The sequence below is a fragment of the Gordonia zhaorongruii genome (assembly GCF_007559005.1).
In the GTDB taxonomy this organism is placed as follows: domain Bacteria; phylum Actinomycetota; class Actinomycetes; order Mycobacteriales; family Mycobacteriaceae; genus Gordonia; species Gordonia zhaorongruii.
Genome location: NZ_CP041763.1, coordinates 2,682,264 through 2,704,753 on the forward strand (window position 1 = coordinate 2,682,264; position 22,490 = coordinate 2,704,753).

General features: G+C 66.6%; 23 protein-coding genes, 4 tRNA genes and 1 pseudogene. 8 read left to right on the forward strand and 20 right to left on the reverse strand.

Features of this window, described 5'->3' with window-relative positions:
• Positions 1-199 precede the first annotated feature (199 nt).
• Both rplL and rplJ read right to left on the reverse strand, forming a co-directional pair.
• Positions 200-586 (reverse strand): 50S ribosomal protein L7/L12, encoded by a 387-nt coding sequence (gene rplL, locus FO044_RS12400; protein ID WP_143965742.1) that lies wholly within the window; start codon positions 584-586, stop codon positions 200-202.
• Between the two features lie 106 nt (positions 587-692).
• Positions 693-1,223: a 50S ribosomal protein L10 gene (gene rplJ, locus FO044_RS12405; RefSeq protein ID WP_132992207.1), complete on the reverse strand. Its 531-nt coding sequence runs from the start codon at positions 1,221-1,223 to the stop codon at positions 693-695.
• Between the two features lie 307 nt (positions 1,224-1,530).
• On the opposite strand from rplJ, the pseudogene FO044_RS12410 reads away from it, so the two are divergent.
• Positions 1,531-2,698 (forward strand): annotated as a pseudogene (locus tag FO044_RS12410) (glycoside hydrolase family 76 protein).
• A 135-nt stretch (positions 2,699-2,833) separates the two neighbouring features.
• On the forward strand, positions 2,834-4,864 hold the full coding sequence (locus tag FO044_RS12415; RefSeq protein ID WP_143965743.1) for a CocE/NonD family hydrolase: 2,031 nt from the start codon (positions 2,834-2,836) through the stop codon (positions 4,862-4,864).
• Here the strand turns inward: FO044_RS12415 and FO044_RS12420 are convergent.
• From FO044_RS12420 to FO044_RS12475, 12 genes are all read right to left on the reverse strand, one after another.
• Positions 4,842-5,291 (reverse strand): TIGR04338 family metallohydrolase, encoded by a 450-nt coding sequence (locus FO044_RS12420; protein WP_235831445.1) that lies wholly within the window; start codon positions 5,289-5,291, stop codon positions 4,842-4,844. The genes FO044_RS12415 and FO044_RS12420 overlap by 23 nt on opposite strands.
• A gap of 56 nt (positions 5,292-5,347) precedes the next feature.
• Positions 5,348-6,175, reverse strand: a complete 828-nt coding sequence (locus FO044_RS12425; RefSeq protein WP_143965745.1) for a DUF2786 domain-containing protein — start codon at positions 6,173-6,175, stop codon at positions 5,348-5,350.
• Positions 6,176-6,352: 177 nt separating this feature from the next.
• Positions 6,353-7,063, reverse strand: coding sequence for a 50S ribosomal protein L1 (rplA, locus tag FO044_RS12430; protein WP_143965746.1), 711 nt, complete (start codon positions 7,061-7,063; stop codon positions 6,353-6,355).
• A 128-nt stretch (positions 7,064-7,191) separates the two neighbouring features.
• A complete protein-coding gene (gene rplK / locus FO044_RS12435; RefSeq protein ID WP_132992213.1) occupies positions 7,192-7,629 on the reverse strand; it encodes a 50S ribosomal protein L11 in 438 nt (145 codons plus the stop codon).
• Positions 7,630-7,704: 75 nt separating this feature from the next.
• Positions 7,705-8,514 (reverse strand): transcription termination/antitermination protein NusG, encoded by an 810-nt coding sequence (nusG, locus tag FO044_RS12440; RefSeq protein ID WP_132992214.1) that lies wholly within the window; start codon positions 8,512-8,514, stop codon positions 7,705-7,707.
• A gap of 99 nt (positions 8,515-8,613) precedes the next feature.
• A complete protein-coding gene (gene secE, locus FO044_RS12445; RefSeq protein ID WP_143965747.1) occupies positions 8,614-8,985 on the reverse strand; it encodes a preprotein translocase subunit SecE in 372 nt (123 codons plus the stop codon).
• 39 nt (positions 8,986-9,024) lie between these two features.
• Positions 9,025-9,097: transfer RNA gene (locus tag FO044_RS12450), tRNA-Trp, on the reverse strand.
• Between the two features lie 146 nt (positions 9,098-9,243).
• Positions 9,244-10,329 (reverse strand): fused (3R)-hydroxyacyl-ACP dehydratase subunits HadA/HadB, encoded by a 1,086-nt coding sequence (locus FO044_RS12455; protein ID WP_132992216.1) that lies wholly within the window; start codon positions 10,327-10,329, stop codon positions 9,244-9,246.
• A 223-nt stretch (positions 10,330-10,552) separates the two neighbouring features.
• Positions 10,553-10,720 (reverse strand): 50S ribosomal protein L33, encoded by a 168-nt coding sequence (gene rpmG / locus FO044_RS12460; RefSeq protein ID WP_132992217.1) that lies wholly within the window; start codon positions 10,718-10,720, stop codon positions 10,553-10,555.
• Between the two features lie 89 nt (positions 10,721-10,809).
• Positions 10,810-10,883, reverse strand: a tRNA-Met gene (locus FO044_RS12465).
• Positions 10,884-10,919: 36 nt separating this feature from the next.
• Positions 10,920-10,992, reverse strand: a tRNA-Thr gene (locus tag FO044_RS12470).
• Between the two features lie 123 nt (positions 10,993-11,115).
• Positions 11,116-11,196, reverse strand: a tRNA-Tyr gene (locus tag FO044_RS12475).
• 128 nt (positions 11,197-11,324) lie between these two features.
• On the opposite strand from FO044_RS12475, the gene FO044_RS12480 reads away from it, so the two are divergent.
• Positions 11,325-11,816, forward strand: coding sequence for a YajQ family cyclic di-GMP-binding protein (locus tag FO044_RS12480; protein WP_143965748.1), 492 nt, complete (start codon positions 11,325-11,327; stop codon positions 11,814-11,816).
• A 43-nt stretch (positions 11,817-11,859) separates the two neighbouring features.
• On the opposite strand, the gene htpX is transcribed toward FO044_RS12480, so the two are convergent.
• Together htpX and FO044_RS12490 are read right to left on the reverse strand one after the other, a co-directional pair.
• Positions 11,860-12,732 (reverse strand): zinc metalloprotease HtpX, encoded by an 873-nt coding sequence (gene htpX, locus FO044_RS12485; protein WP_132992219.1) that lies wholly within the window; start codon positions 12,730-12,732, stop codon positions 11,860-11,862.
• Positions 12,733-12,827: 95 nt separating this feature from the next.
• Positions 12,828-13,844 carry a polyprenyl synthetase family protein gene (locus FO044_RS12490; protein WP_132992220.1) on the reverse strand — a complete coding sequence of 339 codons (1,017 nt, stop codon included), beginning with the start codon at positions 13,842-13,844 and terminating at the stop codon, positions 12,828-12,830.
• Between the two features lie 102 nt (positions 13,845-13,946).
• Here FO044_RS12490 and FO044_RS12495 point away from each other — a divergent pair, with 102 nt between their 5' ends.
• Positions 13,947-15,218 carry a geranylgeranyl reductase family protein gene (locus FO044_RS12495; RefSeq protein ID WP_186290550.1) on the forward strand — a complete coding sequence of 424 codons (1,272 nt, stop codon included), beginning with the start codon at positions 13,947-13,949 and terminating at the stop codon, positions 15,216-15,218.
• Positions 15,219-15,260: 42 nt separating this feature from the next.
• On the opposite strand, the gene FO044_RS12500 is transcribed toward FO044_RS12495, so the two are convergent.
• From FO044_RS12500 to menD, 3 genes are read right to left on the reverse strand one after another with little or no spacing between them, the layout of a single operon-like run.
• Positions 15,261-15,971, reverse strand: coding sequence for a demethylmenaquinone methyltransferase (locus FO044_RS12500; RefSeq protein ID WP_132992222.1), 711 nt, complete (start codon positions 15,969-15,971; stop codon positions 15,261-15,263).
• A gap of 10 nt (positions 15,972-15,981) precedes the next feature.
• Positions 15,982-16,410, reverse strand: coding sequence for a hypothetical protein (locus tag FO044_RS12505; RefSeq protein WP_132992223.1), 429 nt, complete (start codon positions 16,408-16,410; stop codon positions 15,982-15,984).
• A gap of 22 nt (positions 16,411-16,432) precedes the next feature.
• Complete coding sequence (gene menD, locus FO044_RS12510) at positions 16,433-18,103, reverse strand: 2-succinyl-5-enolpyruvyl-6-hydroxy-3-cyclohexene-1-carboxylic-acid synthase (RefSeq protein ID WP_143965749.1); 1,671 nt, start codon at positions 18,101-18,103, stop codon at positions 16,433-16,435.
• 54 nt (positions 18,104-18,157) lie between these two features.
• Here menD and FO044_RS12515 point away from each other — a divergent pair, with 54 nt between their 5' ends.
• The 3 genes from FO044_RS12515 (at position 18,158) to FO044_RS12525 (ending at position 20,744) form a co-directional block, all read left to right on the forward strand.
• Positions 18,158-18,778, forward strand: a complete 621-nt coding sequence (locus FO044_RS12515; RefSeq protein ID WP_143965985.1) for a class I SAM-dependent methyltransferase — start codon at positions 18,158-18,160, stop codon at positions 18,776-18,778.
• Positions 18,779-18,924: 146 nt separating this feature from the next.
• On the forward strand, positions 18,925-20,175 hold the full coding sequence (locus FO044_RS12520; protein WP_132992226.1) for a saccharopine dehydrogenase family protein: 1,251 nt from the start codon (positions 18,925-18,927) through the stop codon (positions 20,173-20,175).
• Between the two features lie 8 nt (positions 20,176-20,183).
• The gene (locus FO044_RS12525; protein WP_143965750.1) at positions 20,184-20,744 is read left to right on the forward strand and encodes a sugar O-acetyltransferase; all 561 of its coding nucleotides are present in this window, start codon (positions 20,184-20,186) and stop codon (positions 20,742-20,744) included.
• Between the two features lie 39 nt (positions 20,745-20,783).
• Here FO044_RS12525 and FO044_RS12530 read toward each other — a convergent pair whose 3' ends face one another.
• Positions 20,784-21,431, reverse strand: a complete 648-nt coding sequence (locus FO044_RS12530; protein ID WP_132992228.1) for a PaaI family thioesterase — start codon at positions 21,429-21,431, stop codon at positions 20,784-20,786.
• A gap of 96 nt (positions 21,432-21,527) precedes the next feature.
• On the opposite strand from FO044_RS12530, the gene FO044_RS12535 reads away from it, so the two are divergent.
• A complete protein-coding gene (locus FO044_RS12535; protein WP_132992229.1) occupies positions 21,528-22,487 on the forward strand; it encodes a 1,4-dihydroxy-2-naphthoyl-CoA synthase in 960 nt (319 codons plus the stop codon).
• The last annotated feature ends 3 nt before the right edge of the window (positions 22,488-22,490 follow it).

A 22,490-nucleotide genomic window follows, 5' to 3' on the forward strand; every position in this document is an offset into this window, starting at 1 on the left:
AAGAGACCCCTATGTCCAAAGTGAGCGGACTCGATTCTCAGACTCGCCGAGACATCCGCCACTCCACACCTCGCACACGGTCCTCGAGCGCCCCTACGCGGCACGCAGACGAACGAAAGCGGGGCCCGCAGGTTTCCCTGCGGGCCCCGCTTCGCGAGTTCACCCGGAAGTGATGTCGGGTCGCCTTGCGGCGATCAGATCACTTGAGTGCGACGGACGCGCCGGCCTCTTCGAGCTTGGTCTTGGCAGCCTCGGCGTCTTCCTTGCTGACCTTCTCCAGGAGAGCCTTCGGAGCACCCTCGACGAGGTCCTTGGCTTCCTTCAGGCCCAGTCCTGCGACGACCTCGCGCACGACCTTGATGACCTGGATCTTCTTGTCGCCCGCGCCCTCGAGCACGACGTCGAACTCGTCCTGCTCGGCCTCGGCCTCGGCGCCGGCGGCCGGTGCACCGGGTGCAGCAGCGGCGACCGGAGCGGCAGCGGTGACCTCGAAGACGTCTTCGAACTTCTTAACGAAATCGCTGAGCTCCAGCAGGGTCAGTTCCTTGAACTGCTCGATGAGCTCGTCAGCGGTGAGCTTCGCCATGGGTGGCGTCCTTCCGTAAATCCCCGCTGGTGCGGGGGCGCCTGCGATGCAGGCTCGTTCATGGTGTGTTGGCCGGGGCTACCCGGCCGGGTGGAGATCAGAATGCTCAGGCGGCGTCGCCTGCAGCCTCCTGCTTCTCCTGCAGAGCCGCGGCGAGACGCGCGACCTGCGACGCAGGCTGGTTGAACAGCCCTGCAGCCTTTGCCAAGTTGCCCTTCATGGCACCGGCGAGCTTTGCCAGTACAACCTCACGGGTCTCAAGGTCGGCGATCTGTTCGACCTCCGCGATGGACAGCGCACGGCCGTCCATGTAGCCACCCTTGATGACCAGGTTCTTGTTCTCCTTGGCGAACGTCTTCATCGCCTTGGCAGCCGTGACCGGCTCCCCTTCGATGAAGGCGATCGCGGTCGGACCGGTGAACAGCTCGTCGAGGCCCTCAACGCCCGCCTCTGCGGCAGCACGCTTGACGAGGGTGTTCTTGGCGACGGAGTAGGTAGCACCTTCACCGAGCGAGCGACGCAGGGTGCCCAGGTCGGTAACGCTCAGACCACGGTATTCCGTGACCAGCGTTGCCGTGGCGCCCTTGAACTGCTCGGCGATCTCTGCGACTGCAGTGACCTTTTCGGCCTTGGCCATACTTCGCCTCCTCTCGTGTCACTTCACGTCGGCCCGGATTCACCGGACCGAATCGACCCAGTTCCCGAAGGGTGAGGAGCGCGCTTTCCGATCGACGGGCGGCGAATGAAAAACGCCCCGGCACAGGAGGCACGGGGCGTTACGTCTCTCAGCGCGAACGCTGGATGTAATCCTCGTTCATCCTGCGTGGGTCGCCGACATCTGCCGGACCTTCGATCGGGAACCTCGTTCCCGACGACCAACGGTCTCTGGTTGAACTCGACGCATCGGGATAGATCTCGATGCACCGAGACATAGGCTAACGGTCATGACGACAGAAGTCGAATCGGCCCAGGACCGAGCGGCCGCAGGACAGTCGGCGCTGCGCGCGCGCCACATCCGGCGTCTGTGCGGATGGGTGCCCTTCACCCGCATCGGCGCGGTCGCGTGGCCGCCGGTCGGGCGACCCCTGTCGCCCGCGCGCGTCACCGCGTCCTGGAATTACTGGTGGCAGGCCCACCTGGCGGACACTTTGATCGACGGCGCAGTTCACCGCGAGGACTCGCGCTGCGCTCACGATGCGATCGCATTGCTGCGCGGCATTCGCATCCGAAACACCGGACGCTGGACCAACTCGTACTACGACGACATGGCCTGGCTCGGACTGGCGATCGAACGAGCGGATCGGCACCTCTCACCCCGGACCGGGCCTGCGCACCTGCGTGCGCTGCGCAGGCTGCGCGACGTCATGTACGACGCGTGGACCCCCGAGCTCGGCGGCGGCATCCCCTGGCGAACCACCGATCACTTCTTCAACGCCCCCCGCCAACGGGCCCGCAGCGATCCTGCTGGCACGCACCGGCCGTCCCGGTCGCGCTGTCGAGATGACCGATTGGATTCACGAGAACCTCACTCTCGGGTCCGGCCTCATCGCCGACGGCGTGTGGCGTCGGGCGAACGGCGCACTCGAGCTCGATTCGACGGCCTTCACCTACTGTCAGGGCGTCGCACTCGGCGCCGAGATCGAGGCGCACCGCCACACCGGGGACCAACGGCATCTCGCCCGCATCGACTCCCTGCTCTGCGCGATCACCGACCTGATGACCGTCGACGGCGTGATCCGCGGCGCAGGTGGTGGCGACGGTGGACTGTTCGGCGGCATCCTCGCTCGGAACCTGGCCCTGGTCGCCACCGATCTCCCCGATCACGCCCCGGACGCAGCGGGGCTGCGCGCCCGCGCGGCGCACCTGGTGACGGCCAGCGCGGATGCCGCTTGGGCGAATCGGGCGATGGTCGATGGGCTCCCCGTGTTCGGCCACGACTGGCGCACTCCGGCCGTGGTTCCCACTGCGGCGGGGACGGCCGCACGGAAGATCGGCGGCGCAGTGGCGTCTTCCCGCGTCCCGGAACGTGACCTGTCGGTGCAGATAAGTACTGCGATGCTCCTCGAAGCCGCCGTGGGGGTCACAATCCGGTCAAGAGAGCACATCGGTTAGGCACCCCGGATTAGGCATCTGGCACACCGTCGTTTTTAATTGAGACACGCAACCCCGTGATGTACACCACAGAACGGGGCACCGACCGTGTGGGCGCCGACCCACGCAATCCTGTGGCGAGAAGGTGAACGGAACGTGACTCTTCAGCTGGACCACGGCGATTACGCCGATCTGCCCCGGCCCGCCGGGGCGCCCGGATACCGGGACGCCGACGGCGGTTCCAAGGCCGCTCGATGGCGCGATGCCGTCGACGGCAGACAGCCGTATCCGCGCGTCGTCATCGACCGGAGCATCACCATCACCGTCAGCGACGGCACTCGGCTCCGGGCCACCCTCGTGCGTCCCGCCAACATCCTCGGACAGCCCGCCAAGACCGCGTTCCCGACCGTTCTCAACGTCAATCCGTACAACCGAGCGGTCATCGACGGCATCGACCACGCCCTGCACGCCCCGGCGATCGGGCAGTCGGTCAAGCTCGCGAGTTCCTCGATGAAGTTCGAGTCCGGCCCGCTCGGCGGCGTATCGCGCTTGGCCCGGACGTTCGGCACCGGACTGTGGGACGTCTTCGGAATCAACCGCAACCTCGTCCGCTCCGGTTACACGCAGGTCATCGTCGACGTCCGCGGCACCGGATCGTCCCAAGGCCGTTGGGAGATCCTGTCCCCGCGGGAGCAGCAGGACTCGTTCGAGGTCATCGACTGGATCAGCAAGCAGGAATGGTGCGACGGCAACGTCGGGATGACCGGTTGGTCGTACTCGGCGATCAACTCGCTGCAAGCGGCAGGTCTGCGCCCGCCCGCACTGAAAGCGGTGTTCGCGGTCGAGGGCAGCGAGGACGTCGTCCGCGACATCTATCTGACCGGCGGTATGCCGTCGGCGTTCATTCCGATCTGGATGGGGCTCGTCAACGGCCTCAAGTGGCTCCCCAACCCGGCGACCGGCGTCGCCGACGTGCTGCGTGGCGACACGTACCGCTGGCTTCGAGACCGGGTGAAGTCGCCTGCCACCGAGATACCGTCCTTACTCTGGGGGTTCCTCACCGCCCGGGACACACGCATCTTCGACGACCCCTACTTCGATGAACGCGATCCCTCGATCGAGAACATCACCTGCCCGACCTTCACGGTCGGCGCGTGGCATGACCTGTTCGGGCGCAGTGCCACCCGCATCTACGAGAAGTTGCAACTGGAGCCCGGTCGTAAGCAGATGCTCGTCGCCGACGGCTACCACCTGGACCCCGGGTGCGACCACGGCAGCGCCCACCATCCACCTCGCCTGGACGTGCTCGAACGCGCGTGGTTCGACCGATGGCTCAAAGCCTCCGACAACGGGGTCGACGACTACGGGCCCGTCACCATGGAGCAGCAGAACGGCGACTGGTCGTGCGGTGATTCGTTCCCCCGCGCGGAGGCGCAGGTCCGGCGGCTCTTCCTCACCCCGGAATACACCGGGACGGCCGATCATGCTCGGCACGACGGCAGTCTGCACGATTCCGCGGCTCCCCGTCGCCGTTCGCTCCGCGTGAGCCCCGACATGCGCGGCTTCGCCTCGCGCGATCTCTCCCAGGTGACCGCGGGCCTGGCGATCATGCTCGGCGACGCCTACTCCTCCGACTCCCGTTTCCAGGAGGAGGGCGCCCTGTCCTTCACGAGTGAAGCCGTCACGCTGCCGACCCAGATCTCCGGGCAGATGAACGTGCGACTCAACGTATCGACCACGGCTCACGAGGGCATCTGGGCGGTAACGGTGAACGACGTGGCGCCGGACGGCACTTCGCGGGTCCTGACGAACGGCGCGCTCACCGCGTCGAACCGTGCACTCGATCCGTCGCGGTCCACGTACACGCGCGACGGTGTGCTCATCGACGCCGTCCACTACCTCACCAGCGCGCGCCGACTGCCGGTGCCGCCCGACGAGCCGGTCCGCATCGACATCGACATGGTGCCGACGGACGCGATCCTGCAACCCGGGCACCGGCTCCGCGTCGATGTGTACGCGGCCAGCCTGCCGCGCTACCTGACGATCGTGCCGGACCTGATCAAGGCGCGACGCCGCCGTCAGCAGCTGGTCCTCGATCCGGATAAGCCCAGCTATCTGACTTTCCAGACCGACGGCGATCTGGGAGCTGACCCCGTCCCCGTGGTCAGCACGCGCCGGCGTCGGTGAACACCACCCGGTAGAGGAGCCCCACCTCGGGCCCCATCACCAGGCCCACCAGGTCGATGAGAGCCTGCACGAACTGCGGTCCGTGCACCGGCGATTCGTCTCCGTTGCCGTCCGGGACGCGATCGTCCAGGTGATGGGCGATCTCGTGCAGCACGACGAGTTCGCGCAATGCCCAGGTGCCACCTGCCGAATCCGGCAGGGCGATCACCGCTGCTGCTCGTTCGTAGTGGGCCGCCCGGTCACCGCGGCGGCGGCGAAAGCGGACCGGCTGCTCTGCGCGGGAGAAGCGGTCGCGCACCGCTCGCAGCGCGAGCACGTCGTCGGTGTACGCGCGGACAGCCTCGAGCGATCCGAATCGCGCCTCCGCGGGCACGGTGAGCTCGGTTCCGGCGATCTGGACCGTGTGGGCGCCGCCCGCCCGTTCCATCAATCGAAGCGTGAGCCCCTCGGCCTCGTACACTCGCGCACGATTCGCGTCCCGAGTCACCGGTCGATGGCGCCGTTGGCTCCGGGAAGGGTCGCATCCGCGCCGATCCGGGCACGCTTGCCTGCACGGTCCCCCGCACGCCGAGCCGCCGACGAGTACCCCGAACGGGCGGAGCTGGGACGCCACGTCCCGCGCGCAGACGTCGACTCCCGGTAGAACGAGGACACCTCGAGCTCCTTGTCCCGCAGCGCGATCTCGGTGGACCCTCTCGCCGCGGACCCCGACTCGTTGGCAACCGCTTCAGCGCGCCCCTCGTCGCGTGCTGTCTGCAGCCGCGCACCGATGCGCTCGGCGAATGCCGACTGGAAGTTCAATCGCGCGGTGATCGGCGAGAGCGGCTTCTCCTCAACGACCCGTCTGCGGAAGTAGCCGCTGCCCTTCGTCACCACCTGCCGCGCGGTGTCTCCCTTGTACGCACCCGACTTCAGGTATGCGTCGCTGGCCGCGACCATCTGGATCACCAGGGACGTGTACAGCGTCTCGCAGGTGTCGATGTCGGATTCGAATCCGTACGCGATCACGAACGTCGAGTTCGACGCGACATCGCATGTCACATCGTTGGCGCGGGCGATCTGCACGAACAACTGCACATACGTGCGCAGTCCACGTTTACCCGCGTCTCCCATCCGGATCTGGCGGGTGATGGGTGCGACGCTGCGACGCTGTGCACCATCGTGACTGCGCGCCAGCGCGAGGTCGATCGACGCCGCCGTGGCGAGGCGCTGAGCCGCAGCCATGAACGCCTCTGCCTCGTGCTCGTTATCTGTGCCCTCCGCTTGGCGAAGGAGACCGGCGATCCTGGTGAGAAGTCTGTCGTCTCGCATGAACCACAGGTTAGCGATACCTCCCGACGGCAGTCGATCGCCTCATCCACAACCTCGATCACTCGTACGCTCATCTGGCCGGTGACGACGAAAGGCGCCTCCCGTCATCAGGACGGGAGGCGCCTTTCATGCAGTACTACCTGGAGCGATTCACACTCCGCATGCGGGAGGAGTGACTCACTCCTCGCCGGCGAAGTTTCGCGTGACGGCCGGGTCGACGGGGATGCCCGGGCCGGTGTTGGTCGAAACGGTGACCTTCTTGACGTAACGGCCCTTCGCCGCCGACGGCTTCGCACGCATGATCTCGTCGTACGCCGCGCCGTAGTTCTCGGCGAGCTTGGCGACGTCGAACGACGCCTTGCCGATCACGAAGTGCAGGTTCGCGGCCTTATCGACGCGGAAGGTGATCTTACCGCCCTTGATCTCGTTGATGGCCTTCGTCACGTCGTTGGTGACGGTGCCCGTCTTCGGGTTCGGCATCAGACCACGCGGTCCGAGGACGCGCGCGATGCGGCCGACCTTGGCCATCTGGTCCGGGGTGGCGATCGCTGCGTCGAAATCGAGCCAGCCGCCCTGGATCTTCTCGATCAGGTCCTCGGCTCCGACCTCGTCGGCGCCGGCAGCGGCGGCCTCGGTGGCCTTGTCGCCCGCGGCGAACACGATGACGCGGGCGGTCTTACCGGTGCCGTTCGGCAGGTTCACGGTGCCGCGGACCATCTGGTCGGCCTTACGGGGATCGACGCCCAGGCGGACGGCGACCTCAACGGTCGAATCGGTGTTCTTCGAGGAGGTGTCCTTGGCCAGCGCCACAGCCTCCAGCGGGCTGTACAGCTTGTCCTGGTCGACCTTCTCAGCGGCGGCCGCGTAGGCCTTGCTCTGCTTGCTCATGCTCTGTTCCTTCTCCCCGCGGTGTGCGGGAGTTAGTGGTTAATGGGCCGAGCGCGGCCCTCCCACGGGTGGTGGTGGTCTCGAATCCCGCCGGCTTCCGCCGTCGGCACTCGACACCGGTACGGCTGTCAGCCTTCGACGGTGATGCCCATCGACCGAGCAGTGCCGGCGATGATCTTCGCCGCCTGATCGATGTCGTTGGCGTTCAGGTCCTCGGCCTTGGTCTTCGCGATCTCGCGGACCTGGTCCATCGAGATCTTGCCGACCTTGTTGGTGTGCGGCTCGCCCGAACCCTTCTGCAGACCTGCCGCCTTGAGCAGCAGCTTGGCAGCCGGCGGAGTCTTCAGCTTGAAGTCGAACGAACGGTCTTCGTACACGGAGATCTCAACCGGCACCACGTTGCCGCGCTGCGACTCGGTTGCGGCGTTGTACGCCTTGCAGAACTCCATGATGTTGACGCCGTGCTGACCGAGCGCGGGGCCGACCGGCGGAGCCGGGTTGGCCTGGCCCGCCTGAATCTGGAGCTTGATGATCCCGGAGATCTTCTTTTTCTTCTTGGGAGGCATATCCTCTAGTCCTTTTTCCTACAGATCCGCGCACGCTGGATACGCGGAAGTCTCTTCATCGCTTCGGTGGGATCGTCAGATCTTCTCGACCTGGTTGAAGCCGAGCTCGACCGGGGTTTCGCGGCCGAAGATCGACACCAGGACCTTCACCTTGCGCTGTTCGGTGTTGACCTCGCTGATCGAGGCCGGGAGGGTGGCGAACGGGCCGTCCATGACGGTGACCGACTCGCCGACCTCGAAGTCGACCTCGACGAGGTTCGACGCGGCGGCTGCCGCCGCCTCCACGCTCTCGCCCGCCTCGGTGGCGGCCTTGGCCGCAGCCGCCTTGCGCACCTCGGCGCGCGGCAGCAGGAACTGCAGCACCTCCTTGAGCGACAACGGCGACGGACGGGATGTCATGCCGACGAAGCCCGTGACGCCCGGCGTGTTGCGCACCGCGCTCCACGAGTCGTCGTTGAGTTCCATGCGCACCAGGATGTATCCCGGCAGCACCTTGCGGTTGACCTTCTTCGGCTGACCGTTCTTGATCTCGGTGACTTCTTCGATCGGAACCTCGACCTGGAAGATGTAGTCGCCGACGTCCAGGTTCTGAACACGAGTCTCGAGATTCGTCTTCACCTTGTTCTCGTAGCCTGCGTACGAGTGGATGACGTACCAGTCGCCGGGCGCGCGTCGCAGCTCGGCCTTCAGCTCCGCGACCGGGTCGACCTCTTCGGGCTCTGCTTCGGCAGACGCGGCGTCGGCGGACTCTTCTGCAACAGTCTCGGCCTCCGCGGTCTCCGAAGCCTCGACCTGCGCGTCCTCCGGCACAGCGGCCGCAGTGTCAGCGTCGGGCGTCGCCTCACCGGGTTCCGGCGATTCGATTTCGTTCTCCGGGGTGCTCACTGCGCCCAACTCCTTCATTGCTCAATCGGGACGTGCCCGCTGGTTCACCGGGAGGTCTGCCCCGCGGTGTCGCGGGCTTCACGCCCACATGGTCACGCGTCAGCCGAACACCATCAGTGTCAGCTTCGCGAAACCGATGTCCAGTCCTGCGATGATCGCCGTCACCACGACCACGAACGCGAGAACCGCGATCGAGTAGTTGACCATCTCATTGCGCGTCGGCCAGATGACCTTGCGCATCTCGCCGACCACCTGCTTCAGGAAGACCCAGATGCGTGCGAACGGGTTCCGACTCGACGACGAAGCGGATTCCGCAGTGCGCGACGAGGTCGCGACAGCGGTGGCGTTCGCCCCTTCCGACCGACGTCCTCGCGCCGAGCGTTTACCGCTCGGACGCAACTCGTCGGCCCGGGTGTCGTCGACCTCGATCGAGTCGTCGACGCCGTCGGCCTTGCGATCCCGCTTGGCCACCTTCTCACCGATCCCTTCGTATGCATTCTGCCCCGAGGGCAGGGGCGACAGGACTTGAACCTGCAACCTGCGGTTTTGGAGACCGCTGCTCTGCCAGTTGAGCTACGCCCCTTTGTACCGGATTCGACCCGGTACGTGTCAGGCTCTTACAACACCAACGCGCCACCCTATGGGCAGCGCGCAAGCCTGAAGAGCATCAGACCTAGTTAGTGTAGAGCAAACCGGCGGCCCGCCCCAACTCCGCTGTCCGCCGACCGCTCAGCGGAACTGCACGTGCGCCTGAGCCCGACCGAAGATCTTGCGGTCCCCCTGCTTGGCTACCAGTGCGATCACACCGCGGCGGGTTTCGCGGTCGAGCGAGCGGACCTTGCCGGTGAAGTCGACCTCCGCGTACCCGACGGTCGGCACGTATACGGGACTGGTGAACCGAACGTTGTACTCGTAGATCGCGGCCGGGTCGCCCACGAACGCGCTGATGTAACTCGCACCGAGTCCCATCGTCTGCATACCGTGCGCGACGATCCCGTCGAGCTCGATGGACTGCGCCGCCTCCGGCGAGAAGTGAATCGGGTTCGGATCGCTCACGACACCCGCGAAGTTGACCAGGTTACCCAGGGTGAGCACCTTGGTGACCTGCGGCAGCTCCTGGCCCACCTCGAGACTGTCGAAATCGATCGCACCATAGGGCTGGGGCTTCAGGGTCGGGTCCGGCTCGTGGTACCTGTCGAACGGGCCGAAGACCGTCTGGCCGCCCTGCGGCTCGTGGTCGATCTTCATCATGACGTGATCGAGCTTGTCCATGACGTCGGGATCGACCTCGACCGAGGGTCGCGCGACGAGCGAGGTGAACGTCGTCATCATCGGTTCGCCGTACTGATTCCAGACGATGTTCTTGGTGACCATCATGTCGGCGCCCATCGACTGACGGAACGAATCGAGCGACACATCGCAGATGAGCCGGTCACCCACTCTGATCGGCTGGTGGAGGACCAGTCGCTGATCGGTCTGCATGATCTGCCACAGGTCGTAGCCGGTCACGACATCCTCGAACAGGCGGCGCTGCGCGACGATGCCGAGCATCGAGAAGAAGGTCGGTGCAGCGATGAGAGTGTCATGCCCGAGCGCGGCGGCCCTCGCCTCGTCCCAGTGGACCGGATGATCGTCCTGCACGGCGCGCGCATGCTTGCGAATCTCCTCGCGCCCGACCTCGTAGTAGTCATCGACCGTGTAATTCAGTCCGATCATCGCCCTGGTGTGCTCGGCGACCTCTTCCGGCGTCATCTTCGCCCCGGCCTTCAACGCGGCGATCCTCGCCTGGATCTCCGGATCGTCAACCTGCGTCATCGCTTCTCACTCCTCACCCCAGCCCCCGCGGGCCGTCGACATTCCCAGGACGCCCGGGGTTGTGCCGACGAAATCATTCACCTCACATGCTCCCAAATGTCACCGATCGGTATCCGATCGTTACAGATATTCTGGGTGCAGACAAAATCAAGCGGGCCACCTCACGTGAATGAGATGACCCGCTCGATTGGTCCGTTCTGACGTGCATGAAGCACGTCAGTGATCAGCGCGACTCTTTATGAGTCTCGTGCTTGCCGCAGTTCGGGCAGAACTTCTTGATCTCGAGACGATCGGGATCGTTGCGACGATTCTTCTTGGTGATGTAGTTACGGTGCTTGCACACCTCGCATGCCAAGGTGATCTTCGGCCGCACATCGGTTGAGGAAGCCACTTTGTTGCCTACTTTCGCGTCTTGCAGTTATCGGGCCCGCAGCGCGGTCCCTGGCGTTCGGGCCGGGCCGTGTGCCGGTGATCGATGTGTAGCGGTGGGGGGACTCGATCCCCCGACCTCACGATTATGAGTCGTGCGCTCTAACCAGCTGAGCTACACCGCCCTGTCGGTCCCACCGCGTAAAGCCGCGAAACCAGCGAGCCCCCTGACGGAATCGAACCGTCGACCTTTTCCTTACCATGGAAACGCTCTGCCGTCTGAGCTAAGGGGGCGTGCCCGATCACGAAGACTTGGCCAAGTCCACGCGAGTCAAGAGCCTCAACGAGGTTACACACACCGGAACCGTTAAACCAAAACCACTGGTCAGCAGGACACCCATGGGGTAACCACGTACGTGGCAGATGAAGGATTCGAACCTTCGAAGCTTGCGCGACGGATTTACAATCCGCTCCCTTTGGCCGCTCGGGCAATCTGCCATGTCACACCACGCATGTGCACGTCCCAGCAGGACCCGCACCGCGCTTCAAGCAACGGGAGCAAGAATACAACGAACCTCCCACATGCACGCAAATCTGCTGTTCAGGGACGGTGTAGGCTGCCGGGCATGGCTGATTCATCGTTTGACGTGGTGAGCAAGATCGACCGACAGGAAGTCGACAACGCACTCAACCAGGCGGGCAAGGAGTTGTCGCAGCGCTACGACTTCCGCGGCACCAACACGACTATCGACTGGTCGGGCGAAGAGAAGATCGTGATCACCTCCGACGCCGAGGAGCGCGCACTCGCCGGTCTCGAGGTTTTCAAGGAGAAGCTGATCCGTCGCGACATCTCCCTGAAGGCGTTCGACGCCGGCGACCCCGTCTCCTCCGGTAAGACCTTCAAGATCTCCGGCGACCTCGTTGAGGGCATCGACCAGGAACACGCGAAGAAGATCACCAAGAAGATCCGCGATGAGGGCCCTAAGGGCGCCAAGGCGCAGATCCAGGGCGACGAACTGCGCGTCTCGTCCAAGAAGCGAGACGACCTTCAGTCGATCATCGCGTTGCTCAAAGGTGAGGATTTCGGCATCGCGTTGCAGTTTGTGAACTACCGGTAGTACTTCGTTTTGCCCCAGCGGGCGGGCGCGGCGATCGAACGGGTCAGCCCCACTGGCCCCGATCGCGTGCCATCTCCTGGAGCCGTTCGATGCGCTCCTCGGTCGGCGGGTGAGTGGAGAAGAACCTCGAGAGCTTCTCGCCTGCCCGGAACGGGCTCTCGATCATCAGATGCGACTGGGTCGTCAGGTCCGGAGTCGGTGGCAGCGGGGCTGCCTGGACGCCCCCGGAGATCTTCCCCAGCGCCGATGCCAGCGCCAACGGATCGTTGGTTAGTTCGGCACCGGACTTGTCGGCCTGGAACTCCCTCGACCGGGACACCGACATCTGCACCACCGAGGCCGCGATCGGCCCGAGCATGGCGATCAGGATCATCGAGAACGGACCCGGCCCGTTCTCCCGGTTGCCTCCGCCGAACATGCCCATGAACATCGCGAGGTTCGCCAGGCCAGTGATGACCGCGGCCATCGCACCGGCGATCGAGCTGATCAGGATGTCGCGGTTGTACACGTGCGACAACTCGTGTCCGAGCACCGCACGGAGTTCGCGTTCGGTGAGGAGATCCATGATGCCCGACGTGCAGCAGACTGCCGCGTTCTTCGGGTTCCGCCCGGTCGCGAACGCATTCGGCGACTCGGTCGGGCTGATGTGAAGCGAGGGCATCGGCTGATGCGCTTCGGTCGCCAGCTCCCTGACGATCCGGTAGAGGGCCGGCGCCTGGACTTCGGTCACCGGCTGAGCGTGCATGGCGCGCAACGACATCTTGGCGCTGTTGAAGTACGCGTAAGCGTTGGTGCCCACGGCCAGCAGGATCGCGCCGACCAGGATCAGCGTGTTCTGAAACAGTGCGCCGATACCGACGATGATCGCCGACATCGCGCCCATCAATGCGGCGGTTTTAAGACCGTTGAAGTGCACCGCGCCTCCTTTACCCCGTTCCGAGTTCCATGAATTCAAACGCAGATCGGTGCCGAAAGGTTCCTCAACCGCGGGATCTCACGTGATGTGCGCGATCAGCCGATGCGGTCGGCCGTGTAGCGGACCAGTGAGGCGAACGCATCGTTCGCCGCCCCCGAGGGCAGAGTCTCGAGAAGTCCGTACGCTTCGTCGGCCATCTCCTGAAGTCTGGCCCGCGCAGCGCTCATCCCGTCAGCGGCCACCAGCAGGTGCAGGGCCTCGTCGACCTCCGCGTCGTCGGTGACGGCACGAGGTTCGCCGGTCGCCGGGTCGACGAGCAGTTCCCGGATCCGTGCGCTGTCGGCGCCGTCGCCTGCCAGTGCGTAGATCACGGGCAGAGTGTGGACGCCTTCGCGCAGATCCGTGCCGGGAGTCTTCCCCGAGTCGCCGGTGACCGAAGCGATGTCGATGATGTCGTCCGAGACCTGGAACGCCGTGCCGATGATGTCACCGAGGCGGGTGAGCGTCTTGACCGTCTGCTCATCGGCTCCGGCCGTCATGGCCCCGAATCGTCCGGCAGCCGCGATCAACGAACCGGTCTTCTCCCACACCACCCGCAGGTAGTGCTCGACCGGGTCGCCGTCCTGCGGGCCGACGGTCTCGCGCATCTGACCGGTGACGAGCTCGGCGAACGTGTCGGCGATGATCCGGACGGCGTCCGGACCGAGCGTCGACACGAGGGCGGATGCACGGGCGAACAGGAAATCGCCCGCGAGGATGGCGATCGAGTTGGACCACCGGGAGTTCGCGCTCTGCGCACCGCGCCGCAGCGGCGCCTCGTCCATGACGTCGTCGTGGTACAGCGTCGCGAGGTGCGTCATCTCCAGCACCGTCGCCGACGTGACGACGTCGTCGCACCCCGGATCGGTGCCGAAGTGCGAGGCCAGGATCGCGAACATGGGACGGAAGCGCTTGCCGCCCGCCTTCGCGAGATGGGTGGCGGCCTCGGTGAGGATCTGGTCACCCGACGACAGTTCTGCGATCAGCAGGTCTTCGACGCGAGCCAGCGACGTCTGAACCTGTCCGGCGAACTCGTCGGTGCCGAGGTCCAATCCGGCGAATGTGGACTTCACGGGTCTTCGGGCCCCATCTCATCGGTGGTCCGGCCACCGTGGATTCGGCGGCCTTCGACACCAAGCAGCCTAGCGGTTTCGGGCGGGCGACATACTGGTCGGGTGACGAGCGCAACCTCAGGCGGCGGGGATTCGGACCGCACGATCCCCGACAGCGCAGACCTACTCGTAGTCGGTGCGGGTCCGGCGGGTTCCGCTGCTGCGGCGCACGCCGCGCTGTCGGGGCTCGACGTCGTCCTCCTCGACTCCGCCCGGTTCCCACGGGACAAGACTTGCGGAGACGGCCTGACTCCGCGTGCCCGTTCGGCGATGCACCAACTCGGCTTGGCCGCCTTTCTGGCCGACCGTCCGCGCATCACCGGCCTCGAGCTGAACGGCTGGGGCGCCCGCCAACGGGTGGAGTGGCCTGATTCGCCCTTCGGCCGGTACGGCAGCGCAGTGCCCCGGACGGAACTCGACGACGCGATCCGGTTGTTCGCCGTCGACCAGGGCGCCCACATGGTCGAGGGGGCGAAGGCGATCGACGCCGAGGTGACCGGCGGCCGACTCGAATCGGTCACCGTGACGCGCGGCGGCGAGCGTTCACACATCTCAGCGAAGTCGGTGATCGTCGCCGACGGTGTGCGTTCGGTGCTGGGTAAGTCGCTCGGCCGAACCTGGCACCGCGACACCGCCTACGGGGTGGCTGCCCGCTCGTACGCCGCATCGGACCGCTCCACGGATGAGTGGATGGGATCACATCTCGAACTGCACGGCACCGACGGCGAATTGCTGCCCGGGTACGGCTGGGTGTTCCCGCTCGGCGACGGAACGGTGAACCTCGGAGTGGGCGCACTCGCGACGGCCAAGCGTCCGGCGGCGATGGCGTTGCGTCCGGTTCTGGAGCACTACGCGCGCATGGTGACCGACGAATGGCGGCTGAGCGCCGCCCCGGAGCGCATGGTCTCGGCGCTGCTGCCGATGGGCGGAGCGGTGACCGGGGTCGCGGGCGTCAACTGGATGCTCATCGGCGACGCCGCGGCGTGCGTCAACCCGCTCAACGGCGAGGGCATCGACTACGCCTTGGAGACCGCCGAAGCGGCGGTGGCGATGGTGGCGGCCGAATCGGATTTCACGCGCGCGTGGCCGGCGCATCTGCGCAACGAGTACGGGCAGGTCTTCGCTGCAGCCCGTCGCGCCGCGGGACTGCTGACCATGCCGCAGACGGTGCCGGTCCTCGGCAGGCCCGGCATCCGATCGGCTGCTCTGATGTCGGCGGTGGTCCGGGTGATGGGAAATCTGATGACCCCCGACGACACCGATCTGATCGCCCGCGCCTGGCGCACCGCCGGATCGGCCGCCATCCGATTCGAATCCCGGCCGCCGTTCACATAGCGGTCACGACCGGACCGGCGTCGCAAGCGACGACTGGGACCGCTACGCGCGCACCCCGCGGTGGATCGCGACGATCCCGCCGGTCTGATCGGTCCAGTCCACGTCGGCGAACCCCGCAGCCCGGATACGTGCGCCGAGCCCTTCCTGATCGGGCCATTCGCGGATCGACTCCGCCAGGTACACGTAGGCGGCGGGATTGCTCGACACCTTGGTCGCGACAGCCGGCAGCGCCTTCATCAGGTACTCCATGTAGACGGTCCGGAAGGGCCGCCAGGTGGGCGTCGAGAACTCGCAGATGACGAGACGCCCACCGGGCTTGAGGATGCGGCGCAACTCACCGAGGGCATGGTCGACGTCGGCGACGTTCCGCAGCCCGAAGGAGATCGTGGCCGCATCGAACGAGGCATCCGCGAACGGCAGGTGCAGGGCGTCGGCAGCCACCTTGGGCACATCCCGGTCGGCACCCGCGCGCAGCATCCCGCGCGAGAAGTCCGCTGCGACGCAGGTCGCGCCGGAAGTCGCGAGCTCGGTGGTCGACACCGCTGTTCCGGCGGCGAGGTCGAGAACGACGTCGCGCGGGCGCAGGGCGAGCGCACGGCGGGTGTTCCGTCGCCACAGGCGATCCTGTCCGAACGACAGCACGGTGTTGGTGACGTCGTAACGACGGGCGACTCCGTCGAACATCTCGGCGACCTCGGAAGGGTCTTTGGCCAGGGATGCGCGGCTGCCTGCGGACTCGTCGCCTGTTGTCATGGCTACGAGACTATCCGCGTCTGCCTCGCCTGCCGATCTCGGCCACCGACACCATGAGCACGATGACGACGACCCAGCCCGCCGCGACGATCGATACGGCGGGCGTGATCGACAGACTCCCGTTCCGTCCGGCGGGCCGTGCGAGGGTATCGGGATCGGAGGCGTCGTAGTCGACGAGGATCCGCTGCCCGGTCGCGAGCTGCGTCGGATACAGGAGTCCGAGTTTCGGGTTGCGGAGCACGCCGTCAGGTGTCACGAAGTTGACGGCGGCGTGCAGCCGGTCAGCGGCGATCACCTCGGCGACGGCGGTCGCCCGGTTGGCGTCGATCTTCGAGTCGTTCCGGAAAGCTCCGGCGACGATCACCGCACCGATCAACGTCACGAGGACGCCGAGCACCACCAGCGACAGCTGGATGCGCCTCTGAACAGTGGGTGTCATGGAGAGCAAGATACCTGGCCGGTCAGCGCAGGCGCGCGCTGATCCGCTCATGGACGGGGCGCAGCGCCCGCCTGCTGGTCGGCACCTCGACCACTTCGATCCCGCCTGCCGGTGCAGGACCGGCGAGTACTGCGGGGAGGTCGGTGAGGTCCGCGCACCGATGCGGAATGTGGAATCCGGCGCACAGCGCGGCGAGATCGGTCCGATGGGGTGTGCCGAAGATGCGCTCGTAGACGCCCGTGTAGTCCCCGCTGTCGAAGCGTGGGTCCCCCTGTTCGAGGAGCCCGAAGATCCCGCCGCCGTCGTCGTTCGCGACGACGATCCGCAGGTTGTGCGGGCGGGGTTCGGCCGGCCCGATCAGGAGGCCGGTCGCGTCGTGCACGAACGTCAGATCGCCCATCAGCGCGACGGTCCGCTGGTTGGGGTCCGTCGCGGTCAGGGCCGCGCCGATGGCGGTGGAGTTGGTGCCGTCGATGCCCGCGACGCCCCGGTTCGACATGACGACGACGCCGTCGGCGACGCCGCCCGCGAGAGCGATGTCGCGCACCGGATTGGATGCGCCCACGACCAGCCGGTCCCCCGGCTCCAGCAACCGCGCGACCGCCCGGGACATGTGGAGTCCAGTGGTGACATCTGCCGCGTCCAGTTCGGCATCGACCGACCGTACGGCCTTCCCATGCGCTGCCGCAGCCTCCGACAGCCAAGCCGAGGAGGGCGCGCCGGACGGGACGGCACGGGTTCCGGTGGCACGGACGTTTCCGGACACGTCGGGCCACCGGGGGCCGGTGGTGAGCGCGTACACGTCTACGGACGGATCGGCGAGCAGCCGGGACACCGACCGGTGCAAGGTGGGGCGGCCGCAGATGATGGCCTGCTGCGGACTCAGCGCGGGGAGCGCGAGCGGATGCAGCGGATTACGCGGGTGCGGCGCGGTCGGTTCGGCAACAGTCGGCAGGTCGGCGAGTTCGGGATGAACGCCCGAACCGTGCCCGGACACGACGACGGTGTCCCGCGACAGATCGATGTCGAGTCCGATGTCCAGGCGCCCGACCGGTGCCTGCGTCCACGGCGCACCGTCCGATCGACCGGCGAACATGCCGCCCGCGACGTCGGTCAGATCGGCGTCCGGATCGTCGGCGGCATCGGGGACGAGAGGTTCGCGCAACGGGATGTCGAATTGGACCGGGCCCGCGTTCCCGGTGCGTGCGCCCCGGGCCGACGCCAGCACGCGGCCGACCGCCGAGCGCCACTGCGAGTTGGTGTCGAGATCCTCTTCGGCCAGTCCCAGACTGATCGTCGCCCGGACCTGCGTGCCGAAGATGCCGAACTGCTCGACCGTCTGGTTCGCGCCCGAGCCGAGCAGTTCGTACGGGCGATTGGCACTGACCACGACCAGCGGCACGCGTGCGTAGTTCGCTTCGAAGACGGCGGGGCTCATGTTGGCCACCGCGGTTCCACTGGTCATCACGATCGGCACCGGGGTCTTGGACGCCACCGCCAGACCCAGTGCGAGGTATCCCGCCGACCGTTCATCGATGCGCACGTGCAGCCTCAGTCGCTCCTGCTGATGGGCGGCGTGCAGCGCGAACGCCAAAGGTGCGTTGCGCGAGCCCGGGCACAGGACGGCATCGGTCACGCCGCCGCGGATCATCTCATCGACGATCACGCGTGCCTGCAATGTGGACGGATTCATGTCGGTCAGCTTATGCGGCCGGATAATCCGGCCGCGGACTCGTACCGTGAGGCGATGGGCTTCTACGAGGATCGGATCCTGCCGCGCATCATCGCCAAGACATGCGGCATGCCCGCGATGAACACGCTGCGTGCGCGCGCCTGCGAGCCGCTCACCGGTGAAGTGATCGAGGTCGGATTCGGCTCGGGGTTCAACGTCGGCCAGTACCCGTCGGCGGTGACCAGGATCGCAGCGGTCGAGCCGAACGACAAGGGCTGGGAGTTGGGTGACGAGCGGATCTCCGCATCCGCGGTTCCCATCGACCGGGCGGGGCTGGACGGGCAGCGACTCCCGTTCGGCGATGCCGTCTTCGATGCTGCCCTGTCGACGTTCACGCTGTGCACCATTCCCGACCTTCAGGCCGCGCTGGCCGAGTTGCGGCGCGTGGTGCGCCCCGGCGGCGGATTCGCGTTCCTGGAGCACGGACGTGCCCCGGACGCGGGAGTCCGTCGTTGGCAGCGACGGATCGAGCCGTGGCAGAAGCGCTTCGGTGGCGGTTGCCACCTCACTCGCGACATCCCCGAGGAGATCCGTGCCTCCGGGTGGGATGTCGTCGACCTGGAGACGTTCTACGCCGACGCGAGTCCGCGTCCGTTCGGCGCCTTCTCGCTCGGGTTCGCCCGGCGCCCGAACTGATTCGACGCGCGTCCGCATCACCGACACGTATGAGGCGACCACTGGTCTCGGATCGTCCGAGAACACGAGATACGGGTTGGTGATGCGAGCTCGCCGGAGCACGCCGTCACTGCCAGCCGAGTGCCCAACCGGTTAGGGTCGAGAACATGAGTCGCGAATTCGACGTGGTCGTGTACGGAGCCACTGGCTTCGTCGGCGAATTGACCGCCCAGTATCTGGCCCTCCGCGCACCGGAGAACACCCGCATCGCTCTCGCCGGCCGGTCCGAGACCAAGCTCGCCGCAGTCCGCCGCCGACTCGGCGACGCGGCGGCCGACTGGCCGCTCATCGTCGCCGACTCCGACTCGCCCTCGTCCCTGGATGAGATGTGCGCGCGGACCCAGGTGGTGTGCACGACCGTCGGTCCGTACCTCCGCTACGGCGAGAACCTCGTGGTGGCCGCCGCCAATGCCGGCACCGACTACGTCGATCTGACCGGCGAGGTTCCGTTCGTCCGCTTCTCGATCGACAAGGCCGACGAGACCGCTCGCTCCACTGGCGCGCGGATCGTCCACTCTTGCGGATTCGACTCCGTTCCTTCTGATCTCGGCGCCTACCTGCTGCACCGCCGGATCACCGAGGACGGCGAAGGCGAGATGACCGACACGACCCTGGTTCTCACATCGATGCGGGGTGGCGCTTCCGGCGGGACCGTCGACTCGATCCGCGTGGTCGCCGATCAGGCCAAGGACTCCCAGACTCGGCGCCTGCTTCTGAACCCTCAGGCGCTCTCGGGCGGCCCGGGCGATGTGCCCCGTGCCGGCATCAACTCCGAGCCGAGCGACATCTCACCCGTCGACGCCCGCAAGGTCGACAAGTCGTTGCGCGGGACCCTCGCACCGTTCTTCATGGCGTCGTACAACACCCGCATCGTCCGGCGATCCAACAAGCTGCTGGAGGGCGCGTACGGCGACGGCTTCCGCTACCAGGAGACGATGTCGGTCGGCGGCGTCCCCGGCCTCTCCGCATTGTTCGCGGGCGCGGTATCCGTCGGCACCGGCATGTTCCTGGGCGCGATGAGCCTGCGCCCGGCACGCCGGGTGCTCGACTTCGTGCTCCCGAAACCTGGCGATGGGCCCAGCGAGAAGTCGCGTGAGGCCGGACATTTCGTCACCCAGACGTTCACTCGGACAACCACGGGGCGTCGCTACCGTTCCCAGATGCGGGCGCAGGGCGACCCCGGGTACAAGGCGACCGCCGTCATGCTCGGTGAGAGCGCCCTCTCCCTCGCCGTCGACCGGGACCGCCTCCCCGACCGGGCCGGTGTCCTGACTCCGGCGGTGGCGATGGGCGACGTTCTCGTGGACCGCCTCCGAGCGGCGGGCTTCGTCGTCGAGGCTCATCCGCTGGACGACTGACCTCCCGCGTGGACGTCGAACAGCTGGTGTCCGGCGACTGGTATCTCGACAGCCCGGCGCTGCGCGCGCTGCGGGACGACTGCGCGAGCATCGTCGATGCGTTCAATGCACTGCCCGCCCACGACCATCACGGCCGGGCAGAACTTCTGCGCGGCCTCTTCGGATCGTTCGGTGAGGGCGCGGAAGTCGTGCCGCGACTGCGCTGCAGCTACGGTTTCAACGTCTCGATCGGCGCCGGCGCCTACGTGAACGCGAATGCGTTCCTGATGGACGACGGCCCGATAACCCTCGGCGACCACGTCCGCATCGGTCCGTCGGCGGTTCTCGCGACCGCATTGCATCCAATCGAGGAGCACCGGCTGCGACGTGAGGGAGCCGAACGCACCGCGCCCATCACGATCGGGGACAACTGCTGGCTTGGCTCGACGGTGACCGTCGGCGCCGGTGTCACGATCGGCCGCAACACCGTTGTCGGTGCGGGCAGCGTAGTGCTGCGGGATCTTCCCGATCACGTGTTCGCAGCCGGTTCGCCCGCAGCCCCGATCCGGGACCTTCCGGTCGAGAGCTGACTACAGGCCGAACGTGATGCCGATCTCACGGCTCGACGGTCAGGGCTGCCCCGGCTTGAGCTCGATGAACAGCGCGTCCATATCGGCGCAGAGGCGCTCCCCGTCGTGCAGGGTGCCGTTGACGAACAGCTTTCGACCCTCGCGCCGCTCGACCCACGTACGCAGGATGAGCGGGGTCTCGAGTGGAGTCAGCGACCGATAGTTGACCTTCAGGTACGCAGTGCGGGATACGCCGCCGATGTGCAACGCCGCCGCCATGCCGCCGAGATCGTCGAAGGCGACCGCGACATGGCCGCCGTGCGCCACTCCGTTGCCGCCGAGGTGGAATTTCCGGAAGCTGACAGCCGACCGGACGCCGTCCGGCCCACCGTCTTCCACCTCGTAGGGCGGCAACGTGATGTTGCCACGAGCCGGGAGATCGATGCGGGTGCCCGACGGAGTCGTCCACTCGTCGACGAGAACGGTGTCGAGCTTCGCGTTGAGCTTCTGGAGGTCACCGATGATCTCGTCGGCCAGTTCGTGCGTGGGGCTGGCGTACCGGACCTTGTCCATGAACGTCCGCACCTGCTCGATCATGTCGCCGTAGGTCGGTCCGCCACGCTCGGTGGTGACCTCGAAGTCGGCGCGGAAGCCGCCCTCGTGCCGCGGCTCGACGCCTGCGGTTTCGGGCTCAGGGGTGCCAGTCATCGTTTCACCGTATCCCGCACCTGTTTCGGACATGGTCGGCAGTAGAGCACCCGATCCGCTGATGCCCCGATTCACCGCGGCGATAGGCTCGACGACATGACTGCGCCGACTGCCGACAACCCATTCGATCCGTCTCAGTGGAACACGGTCCCCGGCTTCGATGACCTCACCGACATCACGTATCACCGCCACACCGGTGCGGGTCGGGAGTACGGCATCGTGAGGATCGCATTCGACCGCCCGGAGATCCGCAACGCGTTCCGGCCGCACACGGTGGACGAGCTCTACCGGACCCTCGACCATGCACGGCGGTCCCCCGATGTGGGCACGGTACTGCTCACCGGCAACGGCCCGTCGCCCAAGGACGGCGGCTGGGCCTTCTGCAGCGGTGGCGACCAGCGGATCCGGGGACGCAGCGGGTACCAGTACGCGTCCTCGCACGATTCGGACGTCCAGGGCGCAGATGTCGACGGCGTGGACGAAGCGCGGGTCAAGGCCGAAGGCGGCCGCCTGCACATCCTCGAGGTCCAGCGATTGATCCGCACGATGCCGAAGGTCGTGATCGCGGTGGTGAACGGCTGGGCCGCCGGCGGCGGGCATTCCCTGCACTCGGTCACCGACCTGACGCTCGCATCGCGCGAGCACGCGCGCTTCAAGCAGACCGACGCCGACGTCGGCAGCTTCGACGCCGGTTACGGGAGCGCCTACCTCGCCAAGCAGGTCGGCCAGAAGTTCGCGCGGGAGATCTTCTTCCTCGGCGAGGCCTACGACGCCCAGACCATGTACGAGATGGGCGCGGTGAACCGCGTCGTGGATCACGCCGAATTGGAGCGAACGGCCATCGAATGGGGCCGGAAGATCAATTCGAAGTCGCCGACCGCGCAGCGGATGCTGAAGTTCGCGTTCAACCTGACCGACGATGGGCTCATGGGCCAGCAGGTCTTCGCCGGCGAGGCCACCCGTCTGGCGTACATGACCGACGAGGCCGTCGAAGGTCGCGACGCCTTCCTGGAGAAGCGGGACCCGAACTGGGACAGCTTCCCGTACTACTACTGACGT

Bases quoted from the DNA above. Each gene is read 5' to 3' on its own strand.
- FO044_RS12535 (WP_132992229.1), top strand. From the start codon at position 21,528: ATGACTGCGCCGACTGCCGACAACCCATTCGATCCGTCTCAGTGGAAC.
- rplL (WP_143965742.1), bottom strand. From the start codon at position 586: ATGGCGAAGCTCACCGCTGACGAGCTCATCGAGCAGTTCAAGGAACTG.
- FO044_RS12480 (WP_143965748.1), top strand. From the start codon at position 11,325: ATGGCTGATTCATCGTTTGACGTGGTGAGCAAGATCGACCGACAGGAA.
- FO044_RS12505 (WP_132992223.1), bottom strand. From the start codon at position 16,410: ATGACACCCACTGTTCAGAGGCGCATCCAGCTGTCGCTGGTGGTGCTC.
- rplK (WP_132992213.1), bottom strand. From the start codon at position 7,629: ATGCCTCCCAAGAAGAAAAAGAAGATCTCCGGGATCATCAAGCTCCAG.
- FO044_RS12455 (WP_132992216.1), bottom strand. From the start codon at position 10,329: ATGACGCAGGTTGACGATCCGGAGATCCAGGCGAGGATCGCCGCGTTG.
- FO044_RS12420 (WP_235831445.1), bottom strand. From the start codon at position 5,291: ATGGAACGGGCGGGCGGCGCCCACACGGTCCAGATCGCCGGAACCGAG.
- FO044_RS12520 (WP_132992226.1), top strand. From the start codon at position 18,925: ATGAGTCGCGAATTCGACGTGGTCGTGTACGGAGCCACTGGCTTCGTC.
- rplA (WP_143965746.1), bottom strand. From the start codon at position 7,063: ATGAGCAAGCAGAGCAAGGCCTACGCGGCCGCCGCTGAGAAGGTCGAC.
- FO044_RS12530 (WP_132992228.1), bottom strand. From the start codon at position 21,431: ATGACTGGCACCCCTGAGCCCGAAACCGCAGGCGTCGAGCCGCGGCAC.
- menD (WP_143965749.1), bottom strand. From the start codon at position 18,103: ATGAATCCGTCCACATTGCAGGCACGCGTGATCGTCGATGAGATGATC.
- rplJ (WP_132992207.1), bottom strand. From the start codon at position 1,223: ATGGCCAAGGCCGAAAAGGTCACTGCAGTCGCAGAGATCGCCGAGCAG.
- FO044_RS12515 (WP_143965985.1), top strand. From the start codon at position 18,158: ATGGGCTTCTACGAGGATCGGATCCTGCCGCGCATCATCGCCAAGACA.
- FO044_RS12425 (WP_143965745.1), bottom strand. From the start codon at position 6,175: ATGCGAGACGACAGACTTCTCACCAGGATCGCCGGTCTCCTTCGCCAA.
- FO044_RS12500 (WP_132992222.1), bottom strand. From the start codon at position 15,971: ATGACAACAGGCGACGAGTCCGCAGGCAGCCGCGCATCCCTGGCCAAA.